The sequence below is a fragment of the Bacillus sp. N447-1 genome (assembly GCF_022701035.1).
Taxonomy (GTDB): Bacteria; Bacillota; Bacilli; order Bacillales; family Bacillaceae_G; genus Bacillus_A; species Bacillus_A cereus.
Genome location: NZ_CP065509.1, coordinates 1,385,580 through 1,401,714, shown reverse-complemented (window position 1 = coordinate 1,401,714; position 16,135 = coordinate 1,385,580). Strand labels below are relative to the sequence as shown.

The window sequence follows — 16,135 nt, the reverse complement described above, 5'->3', positions numbered from 1 at the left end:
AAGTGGATTTTCGATTTGAATTTACAACGAAGCTGAAAGAATACTTAGACGATGAGAAGGATGAAAAAATAATAAAAGATGGACACAGAGATGTAATTTTTCACTATTTATATGCGTTAGAGACTGAAATTGGCGTTGTTAAAAATCCTAATTTTACTTTTTTTGCATCAGGAAGACGTTCACATATAGTGTTAGAAAACGTTGAATTTAAAACAGAAGTAAATGTAAAAAGTAATATAATTGAAATTACAAAAATAGTGGATAATGTAGCTATTCCGTTAGATACTATCGTAGCGAAAGATCGGGAATTATTTGCACTTGGACGTAATGAGAAGTTTAGTGTACAAATATTAGAGCAGTATCTTTTTGATACATTTGGAGAAAAATTAGGTTTAAAATGAATGGAATAGCCTATGTATTTATGGGTAGTTAATTTTCATATATATCATTTACGTTTGACCTTTCATTTAATTTATACTACAATTCGTAGTGTGAAAGGAGTTGTACAATGTTTACTCAAAACTATAAGTTAAATGAGCATGGGTTAAATCATTTCTTTGGACCGCTTGAAGCGAAAATTATGGAGATTGTTTGGTCTAGCGATGGTATTACTATTAAAGAAGTGCAGCAGAAATTAAGTGAAGAATCACCTGTGAATTTTAACACTGTTATGACAGTTATGAACAGGTTAGTAGAGAAATTACACTTAGAAAAACAGACTGTGAAAAGAAGTGGTATATATCGTGCTGTACAAACAAAAGAAGAATTCTTATCCAATCAAACGAAGAAAATGACACAGGAATTGATGGGGGAATTTGGAGATTTAGTTGTAAATCATATGTTAGATGAGTTAGAGCAGGCTGATCCGACTTTAATAAAAAAGTTAGAAGACAAATTGAGTCAGTTAAAAAGAGAGGATTAATGAAATGAAATGGCAAATGCGTAAAATCGTATTGTTAGCAGTAATTGTTAGTATCCTCTTTTTCAGTATGTTAGTGTATTACGTTACATATCCATTTCTGTTTCAAAATAAGATGTTCCTTCTTTCAAATTTTTGCTTGTTCCAGTTAGAAAAACATATGAAAGAATTATCGCTGATTCGTATTATAATCGCTGGATTATTACTACTTACTGTATTAATCGTGTGCAAAAGAATTTGGCGACAATTTTTCTATAGTAAAAAATTACAAAAAGTACTTATCCCTTTCGTCCGAAAAGGAAAACAAATATATATATTGCCGACTACGGAAGTTGCGGCATATACAATTGGGCTATTTCGTCCGAAAGTTGTCATGTCAGAAGGGATGCTTCAAACATTTTCAGATGAAGAAATAGATGCAATTATTTTCCATGAAGAATATCATCAAAAGAATTGGGATCCGCTAAAATTATTTTGTTTTACGCTATTAGCAGAAGGAATGATGTACATACCGATATTAAAAGGGTTGTTACAGCGATATCATACGTATCAGGAGCTAGCTGCTGATAAATATGCGATGCAAAAAATGGAATCTTCATTTGAGTTAGGTAGCGCGTTATTAAAATTAATTAAAATAAAGACAATGGAAAATCGATGTGTTACAGCTTCATTTGCAAAAACAGCAATAAATTTACGAATCGAGCAAGTGTTAAATGAAAAGGTTGTTAAGCTTACTATTCCGTTACATACGAATTCGGTATATGTAACAGTAGGTTTATTCTGTATGTCGGTTGTACTTATTGTCGGAGAGTGCATATAGCCTCTTTTTTTAAGAACAAACACTACTCATTGTAGTGTTTAAGGGGGAATAAAATGAATGCAGCAGATTTAACAATTTGGCTTGTGGCTGGGGCGGGAGTATTGTCATTTATATCACCGTGCTCTTTACCGCTATATCCATCTTATTTATCTTATATTACCGGTGTGTCTATCCAAGATTTAAAAGAAAATCGTGGAATTATGCAAAAATCAGCGATTATACATACAGTATTTTTTATGATCGGATTTTCGGTTATATTTTACGCGTTAGGTTTATCGGTAAGCTGGATTGGAATAACATTTTCATCTAACCAAAAATTGATTCAACAAATTGGTGGGATTTTTATTGTTTTAATGGGGCTATTTATGACGGGCTTGTTTCAGCCTAAGTGGCTTATGGCAGAGAAAAAGGTGCAGTATAGAAGTAAATCGACTGGATATATTCGCTCGATTTTAGTCGGTATGACATATGCAGCAGGTTGGACGCCATGTGTTGGACCGATATTTTCAGCTGTACTCATGCTTGGCGCGACGAATCCTGAAGGGGCGCTTCTTTATATTACAGCGTATACTCTTGGGTTTGCGGTTCCATTTTTCGTGATGGCATTCTTTATTGGGAAGGTAAAATGGATTGTTACATATGCCAATGTCATGATGAAAATTGGCGGTGGAATGATGATTGTAACAGGTATTTTATTGTATACAAATCAAATGACGAAAATTACAGCATTCTTTATTCGTCTATTCGGTGGATTTACAGGTTTTTAAAAATGAGGAGGAAGAAAAGTGAAGAAACTAATTGCTATTATACTAGTAGGTGCTCTCGCTTGGGCGGGGGTTAACTTTTATAATTCAAAGAAAGAAGAAAAGGAAAGAAAAGCAAAGCAAGCAGAGTTACAGGAGAAAGAAGTATTACCACAAGTCGGTTTTAAAGCACCTAGCATCACATTAAAAGGATTAGACGGAAAGTTACAGTCGTTAAATGATGCAAAGGGAAAACCGTATATTATTAATTTTTGGGCATCATGGTGTGGGCCGTGTGAAATGGAGGCACCTGACTTAGTTCATATGTATGATAAATATAAAAAGGATGTTGAAATTTTTGCGGTGAATGCAACTGTTAGTGACCCAGTACAAGAAGCAAGCGCATTTGCTAATCGTTATGGTTTTGAGTTTCCTGTTCTACTAGATATGGACGGAGTAGCTGGACTAGATTATAAAGTATTCTCTTTACCGACGACATTTTTTGTTAATAAAGATGGAATTATAGTAGATCATGTACGAGGTGTATTACCACCAGATCAATTAGAAAAGAAATTTAAGAAATTGATTGAGAATTAAAAGGAGATTTGGTGACGATGGAGTGGATTGTGAGGTTACAACCCATATCTCTTATAATTGGAAGTCTATTTGGTTTTATGTTGATGAAACGAAAGATGAAGTATCAAAATGTATCATATGAAAAAATGATGGATGCCGTAACAAATGCTTTTCTTATCATCGTATTTGTATGGAAGTTTGCACCAGCAATTTTAAATCCTGTATGGGCTTTTGGGGCGCCGGTGCAAGCAATATTAGCTATTGGAAGTATGCAACATATTGTAGTAGGATGCGTAATTGCGAGTGTATACATTTTTTGGAAAAGTAAAAAGGAACAATTTTTGCTTCGTATTTTACTTGATGTACTCCCTTTTGGATTGTGTGTGTGCATTATCTTTTATTTTCTATTCCATCATGAAGTAGGTGTACAAACGACACTACCATGGGGAATGAATATATATGAATCTAAATTTTTATATCATCCTATTTTCGTATATGAGATCATCCTTGCTCTTTGTATAATGGGCTTGTTATGGATGAAAAATGAAAGGCTCGGAAATGGAAAGAATATAAGTGTTTTTCTAATTATTGAGGGGTTTGCTCATATTATTATTTCGCTTGTTAGTGAACAAAATTCGGTTCTGTTTGGTCTATCAGCAGAGCAAATAATGAGCTTTTGTATTATTAGTTTAGGGATTTTGTTGGTGCCGAAAAAATAAAAGATAGCCATGTACAGAGAGTATCTGTATGGCTATCTTTTATAAGCATATTTCTTCATCATATGCTAAATCATTATATTGTAGAAATCTAAAAACCCCTTTATTAGGGGTTTTTAGGTTTCTATAGGTCTGCATGTGTTTCTTGTTTATCTGTATCCCATTTTGGAAGTTGTTTTGCTTGTTGATTTTCAGTAAAATTATTAAATCCAAAAGCAAGTATGCATGTAAAGGTTAAAATAGCTAAACTAATCTTTTTCATTATCTTAGTGCCTCCTTAGTTAATAATTTTTGTTTTGCTTCGTAAGTTTTGAAAAATATTTTTGAGATTTCTCTATTTTATTCACTTTATGAAATTCTACTGCTAATAATTCGTAATATTCTTGTACATAATCGTATAATTCTTTACTGTTAAAATATGTAGTGCCTGCAATGATTGCGTTTTCTAAGTCGTCTAGAATACCAGTGTGTTGTGTTTTTAAGATAGTGAAATGGTGTTTATATTCTTGATTATTTAATTCATTACAAATTTCTAAGCCTTTTTGAACCCAATCGTTTGCAAGTTCTTTTTCATTTAAACTAAAATGTTCTTTGGCTTGTAGAAAATTGGCTTTTAGGTGTTTAGGTAATTTGTTTGTAACTATTGTAAGATGTCTAATAGCAAGGGTTGATAGATTTTGAGAAGAGTAGAGCCAACCTAAGTTATTTCGAACTTTTAAGATTAGTGTATCGTCTTTCAGCTTTTGTAAAATATTGATTGCTGAATTATAGTTCTCTTCGGCTTGTTCGAATTGTTTTAAATAAACAGAACATGAGCCTAAAATGTTTTCGCATAGAGCTATTTTAATTTCATAACGTGGATATTTTGAGAAAATCTCTTTAGCTTGATTTGCATAATTGATTGCTGTAAGTGGTTTGTTTGTATGGTGATTAAATATAGCAAATTTATATTTATATTCAGCTTCTTCTAGTTCGCCTGGTACATGTTTTAAAAGGGATTCAGCTTTTTCGTATTCTTTTTTTGCTTCATCATAATTTCCAATAATGGTAGCATGTTCAGCTTTAAAAAAGTGATAATAATAAGTAATAAAGTCTTCAGTTATTGGATTGTCTAAACGAACAATTTGACTAAAAGTATCATACTTAATGTTTGTCCAATCGGTTAGGACCTTATATTTAAAGTTTAGTAGGGAGTAGTAAAGCGATAGAGTTTGATCAGCTTCAATTTTATTAATCTGTTTCTCTATTTTTTCTTTTAATTGTTTCGCTTCAATTAATTGCTCCGCTACCATTACTTGATATAAAATGTTTAATTCGTTGACAATCTGTTCATGCCCTTTTAATAATACACTCATTATATATTCCCCATTCGATAAAAGTATCCTAATTTAATTATTTCTATAATAGCAAAATAGAAGAAGTATAAGAGTGATTTTACCATATTTTTCAACAAAATTCTGAAAAATTAATTAATTTTTACATATTTCTTATTTTTATGTGAATATTACAAGTGCCTCTGGTAGTGGTGGGATGAATCTGACTCATGATACGTTAGCATCAATGGGAGGGATAGTTTTACTTGTAAATATGTTTTTAGGAGGATTGTTCGGATTGGGTTCAACTGTTAAGTTTTTAACAAAAATTTCACTTTCTTATTTAATAAAAACAAGATAATCCTCACTTTATAAGAATCATCCTGTTTTTATTGATATATTAAAAAATCGGCGGAGTAACAGAAAATAAGACTATCGCGTTTTTTTCAAAATGATTCACCCATTTATGCTTTAAATAAGCAGGTATCTTTACACTGTCACCAGTTTCTAATACGTATTCTTCCTCATTTAAATATAATGTGATTTTCCCTTCTAAGACAAATGCTAATTCTTCTCCTTTATGTTCTAGCACATTTTCTGATGAAGCTGTATTAGGCGGGACGGTCATAATTGCTGTTGCTAAATTTCCAGTGAAATCAGGTGAAAGCATTTCATATGATAAATTATCAATAATCATTTTCTTTCGTTTATGGGAACGTACAATTAAATCGTCTGTATTTGTATCTTCAAGTAAAAAGCTAAATGTTGGCACATCAAGAGCTTTAGCAAGCACTTTTAATGTTTGGATAGAAGGGTTAGCGGACCCGCGCTCAATTTGACTTAACATTGATGGTGTAATATCGGCCATCTTTGCTAGTTCTTTACTAGTTAAACCTTTTTCTTTTCTTTGTTTTTCAATTTTTTTACCAATATCTATATTTTCCATAATGAAAATCTCCTTAATAATTATTAAATTATATTTAAATAAATTAAATTAAAATTAATTAAAGTGAACAATTTGTGTTAAACTATATTTAAATTAATTTAATTATAATTTATTATATGGTGAGCTACAAGGATATAAGGAGGAAACAAAATGAAAGAAATAGGGGCATTACAAGCAGAATACCCATTAGTGAATAAACTTATTGCAACAGAAGAAGTATTTTGGATAAACCCAAACATAGAAAAGTATGAAACGGCAATAAAAGATTCACCACTTAATGAAGAGAATGTAAAAGATGCGGAAGAGAGATTAAAGCGTTTTGCACCATATATTGCGAAAGTTTTTCCTGAAACGAAAGGGGCGAACGGCATAATCGAATCACCTTTAGTGAAAATACCTTCTATGAAAGAAGCTTTAGAGAGAAAATATGAGCAACCTATTTTAGGAGAATTATTATTAAAATGTGATAGTCATCTTCCAATATCAGGATCAATTAAAGCTAGGGGTGGCATTTATGAAGTGTTGAAACATGCTGAGCAACTAGCATTGCAGCACGGTATGTTAACAGAAGAAGATGATTATTCCATTTTAGATAGTGATACATGTAGAGAGTTTTTTGCCAAATATTCAATTGCAGTAGGTTCTACAGGGAATTTAGGACTTAGCATAGGGATTATGAGTGCGAATCTAGGTTTTAATGTAACTGTTCATATGTCAGCAGACGCAAAAGAATGGAAGAAAGATTTATTAAGAAGTAAAGGTGTAAACGTTATTGAATATGAAGATGATTATAGTAAAGCAGTAGAAGAAGGAAGAAGACAAGCGGATGCGGATCCTAGCTGTTATTTTGTAGACGATGAAAACTCACATGATTTATTTTTAGGATACGCAGTAGCAGCATCACGATTACAAAAGCAATTAGAAGAGTTAGAGGTTGTAGTAGATAAAGACCATCCTTTATTTGTTTACCTTCCGTGCGGAGTAGGAGGAGGACCTGGCGGAGTAGCATTCGGTTTAAAGTTATTGTATAAAGATAATGTTCATTGTTACTTTGCAGAGCCAACACATTCTCCTTGTATGTTACTCGGCTTAATGACAGGCCTTCATGACAAAATTTCCGTTCAAGATATCGGAATTGATAATGTAACAGATGCGGATGGACTTGCGGTAGGAAGGCCATCTGGATTTGTCGGTAAAACGATGGAACCATTTTTGAGTGGGAATTACACAGTAAGCGATGAAGAGTTATATAGATTGTTAAAAGAGCTAGCTGATACGGAGAATATTTATTTAGAGCCTTCTGCACTAGCAGGTATGATAGGGCCAGTGAAAGTATGTAAAGAAGATGAGTATTTACAAAAGCTACAGTTAACAGAGAAGGTGAAAAAAGGTACTCATATTGTGTGGGGAACGGGTGGAAGTATGGTTCCAAACGATACAATGGATGAATATTATAGGAAAGGTTTGGAATTAACGATATAAGAAAAATGAGGCTAGTTGTAGCCTCATTTTTTCATGTACATAAAAATCTTTGTTATTTTCACAATAGTTCTTTATAGTATATATAAAGGATAACTAATATTGAATAAATACAACAAAAAGCTTTATTTTACATAATAAGAGGATGTGTATACGATGTCATTACAGACTAAATATATAGCGGGTATTTCACTTGGGGTTATGGGTGTCGGCTTTGCGGCTTCTATCCCTTTTCAAGGAACGATAGCTGGAGAGATTATACAAGGGGGATTTGAAGCTGGGTTAGTTGGCGGGCTTGCAGATTGGTTCGCAGTTACAGCATTATTCCGTCACCCGATGGGAATACCAATTCCGCATACAGCTTTGTTACCTAAAAATCGTAAACGAGTAACGAAAGGGCTCATCAATACGTTAGAAAATGAATGGCTGACGAAAGAAAGTATTACGAATAAAGTAAAAGAGATGCAGTTAGCACAAATGGTACTGCAAATTGCTGAGAGAGAAATGCAGTCTGATGCTGTGAAAAAGGGGATTGTAACGATTGCAGAGAAAGCAATTGTTACAATAGATACAGAAAAGTTAGCTGTTATTATTGAAAAAGAATTAAAAACATATTTGCATACAATTAATACAAGTAACATTTTACAAGTGCTTGTTGATCAATTAGTTGTGCAAGAATATGATGAGAAGACACTTGATTACATTTTAGTAAAAGTGAAAGATTGGACAGCGCAAGATGAAGCACGCTACCAGCTTGGAAGTTTAGGTATGAAGGCGATGGAAAATATAAAAGTAGATGGATTCTTACAGTTTACATTGAAATCGTTTATGAATATTGTAGATGAAGATAAAATTGGCGGCATTTTGCAGAAGTTTATTATTAGCAATATTAACAGCTTACAAGATGCAGATAATAGCACGAGACAACTTATATTAGCGAAAATTCGTCAAGAAATTATAAATGTAAAAGAAAATGAAGCGTTACTACAAGAATTAGAAAATTGGAAAGAAAAATGGATTGCCAGTTGGAATGCTACTGACAAAATAAAAGAGATGCTAGAGCAAGTACAACAAAGAGCAGTTGCTTTTGTAAATAATGAAGAATTTGCTGATAAATATGTTATTCCATTTTTACAAAAACAAATGAACAAAATAAAAGAAGATGAACAAACTGTTCAAAAAATAGAGGAGTGGTTACAAAAGCAAGTTGTTACACTTGTGGAAAAAAACCATTCGAAAATCGGTAAGCTTGTACAAGAAAATCTTGATAAGTTAGATGATAAAACGTTAATCGAAATGATTGAAAATAATGTCGGTAAAGATTTGCAGTGGATCCGAGTGAACGGGGCGGTTTGCGGATTTATGATTGGATTAGTGTTAGAAGGAATTAAAGCGATTATATGAGAAAAACCTTCCGCAATTGCGGAAGGTTTTTTATTTTTCGAGAACACTCATATTCAAATTATAAGCTTTCTCAATATTTAACTTGTACGTGCCATTTCCAGTTTTAATCGAATTTTTATACCAATGTTCTTGGTTGTTTAATTCTGGATGTTCTTCTGAAGAAGTATTTTCGTTTTTCGTTAAATCTTCTACTTGTTCCCAAGGTGTGCTTCCGTGTGTTTCTTTTTGATTTGTTACTGCTGTTAAAGATACATCACTCTCTTTTGCAAGATGGACAGATACTCTTGAGCTTTCCTGTACAAACCAATTATTTTGTAATTGACCTGGATAAAGAGATAGTTCGTTATTTGAAGCACGGATTTCCACATTTTTATTTTGCGGAAGAACAAGCGTTGGTTTCACCTGTGGTGCTGAATTAAATAACGTATGCTGAACAGGTAATGATTTTAAAGTGATATACATCGTTTCTCCAGCCGTTTGAACTGAAAGGAAATCATCTTGTTTTAAATTGAGTTTTTCATTTGCTTTCGTTGTCATTTCATAAGTTCCCAAAAGATGAATTTGATTTGTATTATTTCCCTCTATCGTTAGAGGTTGATGTCCCGCATCTACTACGATTTTTTTAATAGATTCAGGTATATCAAATTGTCCGTCTGGAATATTACTCGTTTGCCTCGTTGTGTTAATAGAGTGACGAACTTCTTCTAGTAATCCAGTTGATAATAAACAGTAAAAAGCAATTCCGACGCTTCCTAAAACACCGATAAAGAAAATACTAAAAATATCATATTTAATAAATGATTGTTCCTTCTTAGAAAATAGAAGGTATAGTAAAACTTCAGCTCCAAGTATGATAAGTAAAACTGGCCACCATGCAGTTAGTGTATCTAATACTTGAATTCCTTTTACGACTGAAAATAGTAAAAAGCACCCTAACGATATAATAGAAAGCCCCATTGAGAATGTTCCAACACGCCAAGTCCTCATTCGCTTGTCCCACCTTTGTTTTCTTTATTTCCAAGTAACAATTTAAAGCCGCCGCCAATTAAAAGGAGCGCAACGATAGATGTCTGGAAATAGCGATAATATAGTTCACTAAGATGAATATTAAATATAGTTACAAAATAATCATTCAAAATAGGAAGGACTGTTTGATTTAATAAATAATAACCACCGAGTGTAATTAATCCGATACCGATCCATCTTTGATGATTTATAAAATAATCGATAATGGGTTCGTCTTGTACTCGTTCTTTTCCGTATTTTGCTGTTTGCTGTAACGCATCAAAAAAGCTATAGAACCAAATGATTGGTACTAAAAATAAAAACGCAGAAAGTCTTAATAAGTCGAGTAAATAAATAGATAGTAAAAAGGCTGCCATAAGCTGAAGACCACGGCGTTGTAAACCTAAATACATATGACCTGCTCCAGGGAACATCGCTAAAATAGAAGCAAATGTTTTACTTTTCTTTCCTTGCTCTCGATGTTCTTCAAAATCTTCGAAAATAGTACGGTCAATTAATTGCTCGTCGCGTTCTTTTTTCTGTAGTTGCTGAACAACGTCAAAGAAATTATAAATCCATAAAACAGGTAACGTAATAAGAAAGATAAGGAAACTTCCTTGAGATGTTAATAATGTTACAAATATAATCATGCTGCCTAAGCCAGCGCAAGCGACTAAAAACGTAAGACCGCGTTGCATAAGTCCTAATTGGAAATGGCCAAGTCCAGGGATGATGGATAGGAGAATGATATAAAATCGTTCGCTCTCTTTAGAGGAATTTATCAATTCTCCAGCTTCTTGTTTTTTCGTTTGTTTTATAATGGTGATAACTAAATCTAGTAAGTTAATTACCCATAGAACAGCTAGTAAAAATAGAGAAAGAAAAGCAATATCACGTTCTCTTACTACTATGGTACAAAATACTGCAAAGGAGAATAGAAATAAAGATCCTCCGCTATATAAAATAAACCGTCCTAGCTTTTTTAAGTATAAATGTCCAAGCCCAGGAATTAGCCCTAATACAAGTGCTAAAAAGGGGTTTTTATTCATGCTTTGAACCTCCGTCCTTTTTTGGTGTGTCTACCGATTTGTTTACAATTTGTTGTGAGATAGAAGACTCGTTATGTTTTGAAGATTTCTCGAAATTTGATGTCGCTGTAAAAATATATTGGAATAAACCACTTACCATAAAAATAATTGTAGCTGCAGTCGCAATTATGTAGTGAATAATTGTGCGCTTTAGTGAGTTTGTTTTTATATTTTCATTAGGTTGTAGCGTTTCAAAATTAATTTGCGTCATAACTTCGTTCGTAAATGAATCATCATTTATCATTGGAAGGTTTTCATGTTGTTCATCAATACTTTCCATATAAAGTGTTAAACAATGATCACATTCGTAAAGATGTTCTTCCATAGATTCACGTTTATTGTTTTCTATAAAATCTAATGTATAATTGCGCCAATCTTCTTTTGAATAATGCATCATAGAAACTCTTCCTCCTTCCAATGTTTTTTAATCCATTTTCGTGCCCGATACAGTTTCATTTCGACTGTTTTTACTTCGATGTTTTCCTGTAAAGCAATTTCTTGATAACTTTTTTCTTCTAAGTAATGTGCGAGAACGACGTCACGGTAATTTTCGGGAAGTTCTCTCAGTTTTTGAGCAATGAGTAATTTCTGCTCTTTCGTCAATAATAAAGCCTCAATATTATGAGAGGACTTTATATTTTCCTCAGCTTCTTTACATAAGGAGAGTTCTTCACTTTCTCTAGCTTTCTTCCTCTTATAATCAATAGCGTGATTGGTGGCAATACGCGCCATCCACGTTTTTAATCCGCGAAATTGATAATTTGGGAGAGAGGTGTGAATTTTTACGAATACTTCTTGTGTAACATCTTTCGCATCTTCTTCATGTCTTAAAATAGAAAAGATAACTTGAAAAATATAATGACGATATGTTTGTACAAGGATACGAAAAGCATGCTCGCTTCCTTGCTGTGCTTTTTCAATTAATTGTTTTTCCTCAATGGGTCTCTCCCTCCTTTTTGACGCATTCTATTATATAGACGTAAAGAATGATAAGTCACCCTACACATATTGTAAAAAAAGAATAATATATTTTTTGCAGGAGAGCTAGATGAAAAAAGGTGTGAAAAAATGGTAAAGAGAAGTATATAATGAGCAAGTAGGAAATGTTACACGGAGAAAGGATGTGAATGTTAGTAGGGGAAGGGCCATACTAACAAACATGAAAATTAAAATATTAATAGCGGATGATAACTCTTTTATTAGAGAGGGCATGAAAATTATTTTAAATACATACGAAGAGTTCGAAGTAGTAGATACTGTAAATGATGGGGAAGAAGCTGTAGCATATTGTAAAAAGCATGAAGTTGATATTGCTCTTTTAGATGTTCGCATGCCAAATATGAACGGGGTAGAGGCGACGAAGTTCATTTGTGAAGAGACGAAAACAAAACCGCTTATTTTAACGACGTTTGATGATGATGAATATATTTTGGATGCAGTAAAAAACGGAGCGAAAGGTTATTTGTTAAAAAATAACGATCCGGAGCGTATTCGTGATGCGATAAAAGGAGTATATAACGGTCAAACTGTTATGCAAGATGTTGTCCTCGATAAAATTAAGTCTAATTTAATGGAAAGTAAAGAGGAAGAATGTAAAATTGATAAGAGCCTTTTCACAGAAAGGGAGCTTAGTATTATCGCATTAATTGCAAAAGGTTTCTCGAATAAAGAAATTTCGAAACAGCTTTTTATATCTGAAGGAACAATTGCAAATTATATTACGTCAGTTTTAGGGAAAACTGGACTTGAACATCGCACACAAATTGCGATTTATTACTTAACAGGGAAAGTAGATTAGTGATATGGAATTTTGGCTAACTGTAAGTAAATTAATTGTCTTTTTATATATTGTGTTTAGTTATATTTACGCAAATGTAGTAAATTTACCTTGGGTTATATTTACTTTACTTATTTACCTCTCTGTAAACGTAATGATTTCTATATTTAAAAAGATACGTATAAAAATTATTAATCTGTATGTCAATTGGCATAATTATGTTATTTACATGGAGGGTTCATCCATTTTTTATTTTGTTTTTACCTTTGAACTTATACGAAATTACATTCCATTACATAGAAAAGAATTGGCCACGCTTTGTTGTTATGATGCTCCCAATTACGATTGCAGATGAAAGTATTCGAATGACTTATGGATTAATTGTTGCATTTTCTTTTCTCGTTTTAACTATAGCAGATCGATATATATCGCGTGTAGTAAAGCTTGAATCGCAAAATGATAAGATGCGAAAAGATATGCAACGACTTACGAAAAGCTTACATGAAAATAAAGAGTACATAAGACAATCTGAATACACATTTAAGCTAGAAGAGAGAAATCGGTTATCGCAAGAAATTCATGATAAAATTGGTCACTCGATGACGGGTGCACTTATTCAAATGGAAGCAGCAAAAAGGTTAATGGAAATAGATAAAGAAAAATCTGCGGAGTTATTACAAAATGCAATTCACATTTCAAAAGATGGAATTGAAAGTATTCGCATTACATTAAAAAATATGAAGCCTCCAACTGAGCAAATTGGCATTCATCGTATCAAATTATTCATAGAGGAATTTGCCGGTAAGAATGATGTGAATATTCCTTTTGTATACAAAGGGAACTTAGATATGATTTCTCCCATTCAGTGGAAAATTATCGGTGAGAATGTTACAGAAGCACTAACAAATGCAATGAAATATGCTGATGCGACAGTTATTTCTATAGATATTCATGTACTTAACAAGATGGTTAAGGTGCAAGTGAAGGATAACGGAAAAGGGGTAGCTCTTGTTAAAAAAGGTCTCGGTATTATGGGGATGGAGGAGCGAACGGCGTCTGTAAACGGAAAAATTATTGTAGATGGGACAAGTGGTTTTTCAGTAACGATGTTGTTGCCAATATAAAGAGAATGGTACGAGGATGAACCATCTCATATGAAAAAAGTGAATATTCTCATGTGAAAAGAATGAACTTCTGCACTGAGCAGGTTCATTCTTTTTGTTTATACTAAAAGCAGAGAAACCGAAATAGGGGTGAAAATGATGAATACATTAGAAATTAAAAATTTAACGAAAAAATTTGGTGATTTCATCGCAGTTGATAATATGTCTTTATCTATTAAAGAAGGAGAAATATTTGGCTTTTTAGGATCAAATGGTGCTGGTAAGAGTACAACGATAAATATGATTGCTGGTTTGTTAAGAAGTAATGAAGGTGAGATTAGCATACTAGGAAAAAATATAAAGAAACATAATCGATTTGCGAAAATGAATATCGGTATTGTTCCGCAAGATATTGCGATTTATGAAGAGTTAACTGCCTATGAAAATGTGAAATTCTTTGCTGGATTGTACGGGTTACGAGGAGCCGAATTAAAAGCTAGGGTAGAGGAAGCTCTTAAATTTGTAGGACTTAGTGATAAACAGAAAAGCTATCCGAAGAACTTTTCTGGTGGGATGAAGCGAAGACTGAATATCGCTTGTGCAATTGCTCATAGACCGAAGTTAATTATTATGGATGAGCCGACAGTTGGAATTGATCCACAGTCAAGAAACTACATTTTGCAGTCAGTACGTAAATTAAATGAAATGGGAAGTACAATTATTTATACGAGTCACTACATGGAAGAGGTAGAAGAGATTTGTACGAAAATAGCGATAGTAGATCACGGTAAAGTAATTGCAGAAGGTACGAAAGAACAGTTAAAAGCAATTATTACTGACACGAAAGATATTTGGATTGAAGTGAAATCGGTAGAGAATTTAGATGTAGAAAAATTAAAAGAGATAAACGGTGTGAAAGCAGTTCAAATTGAAGAAAACGTAATTAAAGTGAATTCTGATGCGGGATTAAATAATTTAAATAAAATCATTCAACACTGTATCAATCATGATATTGAAATTCGTTCATTAGAGGAGCAGGCTCCCAACTTAGAAACAGTATTTCTTACCTTAACCGGAAGAAACTTACGAGATAAATAAAAGGTAAATGAAGAAAAGGTAAAGGGAGGTTCATCAATTGAACATCTTCAATATTGCAATTATGCACATTAAAAGAGAATTTAGAGACGTAAGAACTTTAGTTTTTATGTTAGCATTTCCGATTGTACTTATGCTTGTGTTAGGAACAGCGTTAAGTAATGCATTTAATAGCGATAGTCATACTATTAAAGATATACAAGTGATATACAAAGATGAAGCAAATGGTACGTTTTCTCAATCATTTGAAGCATTTGCAAAAGAAGTAAGTAAATCTGGTATTCACTTTAAGAAAGTTTCTGAAGAGATAGATGGAAAAGAAAAAGTAAAACAAAACAAATACGCTGCGTATGTAGAATTGAATAAGGACGGGGTAAAGTTTTACGGAAGTGATAGAAGTAGTATTGAAAGTAGCATAGTTGAAGGAATGATGACTACATTTGTTGATAAGTACAATGTAGTAGTTGAGATTGAGAAAGTAGACCCTAGTAAAATTAGCACAATAATTCCGAATGGAGAACGTAATGAGTATATTAAAGAAACGGCATTACAAGCGGCTAAAAAACCAGGTTCTATGGATTACTATGCAATTGTAATGACAACGATGGTTGCTTTGTATGGTGCGATGGGAGCAAGTAATTTAATTAGAGGCGAACGAATACGTAAAACAGGAGATCGTCTCATTGCTGCACCTATAACGAAAGCGGAAATTTTTATCGGGAAAATATTGGGTAATATGGTGGCGAATGCACTGTGCATACTACTTGTCGTTTTATTTAGTAAATTTGTTTTTCAAGCTAACTGGGGCGATCATCTTGGAGTTGTCTTACTTATTTTACTAACAGAAGTCCTTTTAGCAACTAGCTTCGGCCTCGGCATCGGATATATTACAAAAACAGGTGAAGCATCTAGAGCAATTATTTTAGTTATCGTACAACTAGCTTCTATTTTTGGCGGGGCATACTTCGTAGTAGAAGAAAATTTCGTTACGAATTTATCACCATTAACGTGGGCAAACACTGCCGTTATGAAAATTATTTATGCAAATGATGTAGGGGCGGCACTACCAGTCATCTCTTTAAATATCGGAATCTCAGCACTCTTTTTATTCATATCGATTATCGCATTACGCAGACGGGAGGGGCTATAGT

Annotated in this window: 17 protein-coding genes and 2 pseudogenes; 12 read left to right on the top strand and 7 right to left on the bottom strand. The window is 33.1% G+C overall.

The features are described 5' to 3' along the window. The first annotated feature begins 2 nt into the window (after nt 1–2). The 6 genes from IQ781_RS06850 (at nt 3) to IQ781_RS06825 (ending at nt 3,777) form a co-directional block, all read left to right on the top strand. A complete protein-coding gene (locus IQ781_RS06850) occupies nt 3–401 on the top strand; it encodes a DUF3942 family protein (RefSeq protein WP_000347525.1) in 399 nt (132 codons plus the stop codon). A 107-nt stretch (nt 402–508) separates the two neighbouring features. Then, complete coding sequence (locus IQ781_RS06845) at nt 509–922, top strand: BlaI/MecI/CopY family transcriptional regulator (RefSeq protein ID WP_000495053.1); 414 nt, start codon at nt 509–511, stop codon at nt 920–922. Nucleotides 923–926: 4 nt separating this feature from the next. Continuing rightward, nucleotides 927–1,739: a M56 family metallopeptidase gene (locus IQ781_RS06840; RefSeq protein ID WP_000871937.1), complete on the top strand. Its 813-nt coding sequence runs from the start codon at nt 927–929 to the stop codon at nt 1,737–1,739. Nucleotides 1,740–1,792: 53 nt separating this feature from the next. Then, nucleotides 1,793–2,506 (top strand): cytochrome c-type biogenesis protein CcdA, encoded by a 714-nt coding sequence (gene ccdA, locus IQ781_RS06835; protein WP_000990443.1) that lies wholly within the window; start codon nt 1,793–1,795, stop codon nt 2,504–2,506. Nucleotides 2,507–2,524: 18 nt separating this feature from the next. Further along, entirely contained in the window at nt 2,525–3,079 is a 555-nt protein-coding gene (locus tag IQ781_RS06830; protein WP_000733176.1) for a TlpA family protein disulfide reductase, read from the top strand. Nucleotides 3,080–3,096: 17 nt separating this feature from the next. Then, on the top strand, nt 3,097–3,777 hold the full coding sequence (locus IQ781_RS06825; protein WP_000454847.1) for a prolipoprotein diacylglyceryl transferase family protein: 681 nt from the start codon (nt 3,097–3,099) through the stop codon (nt 3,775–3,777). Between the two features lie 121 nt (nt 3,778–3,898). Here the strand turns inward: IQ781_RS06825 and IQ781_RS06820 are convergent, their stop codons facing one another. From IQ781_RS06820 to IQ781_RS06810, 3 genes and pseudogenes are all read right to left on the bottom strand, one after another. After that, complete coding sequence (locus tag IQ781_RS06820) at nt 3,899–4,036, bottom strand: hypothetical protein (protein ID WP_000724010.1); 138 nt, start codon at nt 4,034–4,036, stop codon at nt 3,899–3,901. Next, a pseudogene (locus IQ781_RS06815) lies at nt 4,036–5,129 on the bottom strand (response regulator aspartate phosphatase). The gene IQ781_RS06820 and the pseudogene IQ781_RS06815 overlap by 1 nt, the downstream one beginning before the upstream one ends. 358 nt (nt 5,130–5,487) lie before the next feature. Next, nucleotides 5,488–6,033 carry a helix-turn-helix domain-containing protein gene (locus IQ781_RS06810; RefSeq protein WP_063220022.1) on the bottom strand — a complete coding sequence of 182 codons (546 nt, stop codon included), beginning with the start codon at nt 6,031–6,033 and terminating at the stop codon, nt 5,488–5,490. A 150-nt stretch (nt 6,034–6,183) separates the two neighbouring features. Here IQ781_RS06810 and IQ781_RS06805 point away from each other — a divergent pair, with 150 nt between their 5' ends. Both IQ781_RS06805 and IQ781_RS06800 read left to right on the top strand, forming a co-directional pair. Further along, entirely contained in the window at nt 6,184–7,515 is a 1,332-nt protein-coding gene (locus IQ781_RS06805; RefSeq protein ID WP_063220023.1) for a D-serine ammonia-lyase, read from the top strand. 153 nt (nt 7,516–7,668) lie between these two features. Beyond that, entirely contained in the window at nt 7,669–8,916 is a 1,248-nt protein-coding gene (locus IQ781_RS06800) for a DUF445 domain-containing protein (protein ID WP_063220024.1), read from the top strand. A gap of 30 nt (nt 8,917–8,946) precedes the next feature. Here IQ781_RS06800 and exsE read toward each other — a convergent pair whose 3' ends face one another. Genes exsE through IQ781_RS06780 form a run of 4 tightly spaced genes read right to left on the bottom strand, consistent with a single transcriptional unit; the run spans nt 8,947 to nt 11,843 of the window. Then, nucleotides 8,947–9,903 (bottom strand): exosporium protein ExsE, encoded by a 957-nt coding sequence (gene exsE / locus IQ781_RS06795; RefSeq protein ID WP_001261422.1) that lies wholly within the window; start codon nt 9,901–9,903, stop codon nt 8,947–8,949. Further along, nucleotides 9,900–10,970 carry a hypothetical protein gene (locus tag IQ781_RS06790; protein ID WP_001039115.1) on the bottom strand — a complete coding sequence of 357 codons (1,071 nt, stop codon included), beginning with the start codon at nt 10,968–10,970 and terminating at the stop codon, nt 9,900–9,902. Before IQ781_RS06790 ends, exsE begins: the two co-directional genes overlap by 4 nt. After that, the gene (locus IQ781_RS06785; protein ID WP_063220025.1) at nt 10,963–11,406 is read right to left on the bottom strand and encodes a hypothetical protein; all 444 of its coding nucleotides are present in this window, start codon (nt 11,404–11,406) and stop codon (nt 10,963–10,965) included. Before IQ781_RS06785 ends, IQ781_RS06790 begins: the two co-directional genes overlap by 8 nt. Continuing rightward, on the bottom strand, nt 11,403–11,843 hold the full coding sequence (locus IQ781_RS06780) for an RNA polymerase sigma factor (protein ID WP_229172584.1): 441 nt from the start codon (nt 11,841–11,843) through the stop codon (nt 11,403–11,405). Before IQ781_RS06780 ends, IQ781_RS06785 begins: the two co-directional genes overlap by 4 nt. 325 nt (nt 11,844–12,168) lie before the next feature. Between IQ781_RS06780 and IQ781_RS06775 the strand changes: the two genes are divergently transcribed. The 4 genes and pseudogenes from IQ781_RS06775 (at nt 12,169) to IQ781_RS06760 (ending at nt 16,134) form a co-directional block, all read left to right on the top strand. Then, the gene (locus IQ781_RS06775; protein ID WP_000694093.1) at nt 12,169–12,807 is read left to right on the top strand and encodes a response regulator transcription factor; all 639 of its coding nucleotides are present in this window, start codon (nt 12,169–12,171) and stop codon (nt 12,805–12,807) included. Nucleotides 12,808–12,811: 4 nt separating this feature from the next. Next, nucleotides 12,812–13,910: pseudogene (locus IQ781_RS06770) on the top strand (sensor histidine kinase). Nucleotides 13,911–14,048: 138 nt separating this feature from the next. Further along, entirely contained in the window at nt 14,049–14,987 is a 939-nt protein-coding gene (locus tag IQ781_RS06765; protein WP_001093804.1) for an ABC transporter ATP-binding protein, read from the top strand. A 37-nt stretch (nt 14,988–15,024) separates the two neighbouring features. Further along, on the top strand, nt 15,025–16,134 hold the full coding sequence (locus tag IQ781_RS06760; protein ID WP_001020160.1) for an ABC transporter permease: 1,110 nt from the start codon (nt 15,025–15,027) through the stop codon (nt 16,132–16,134). Nucleotide 16,135: the final 1 nt, after the last annotated feature.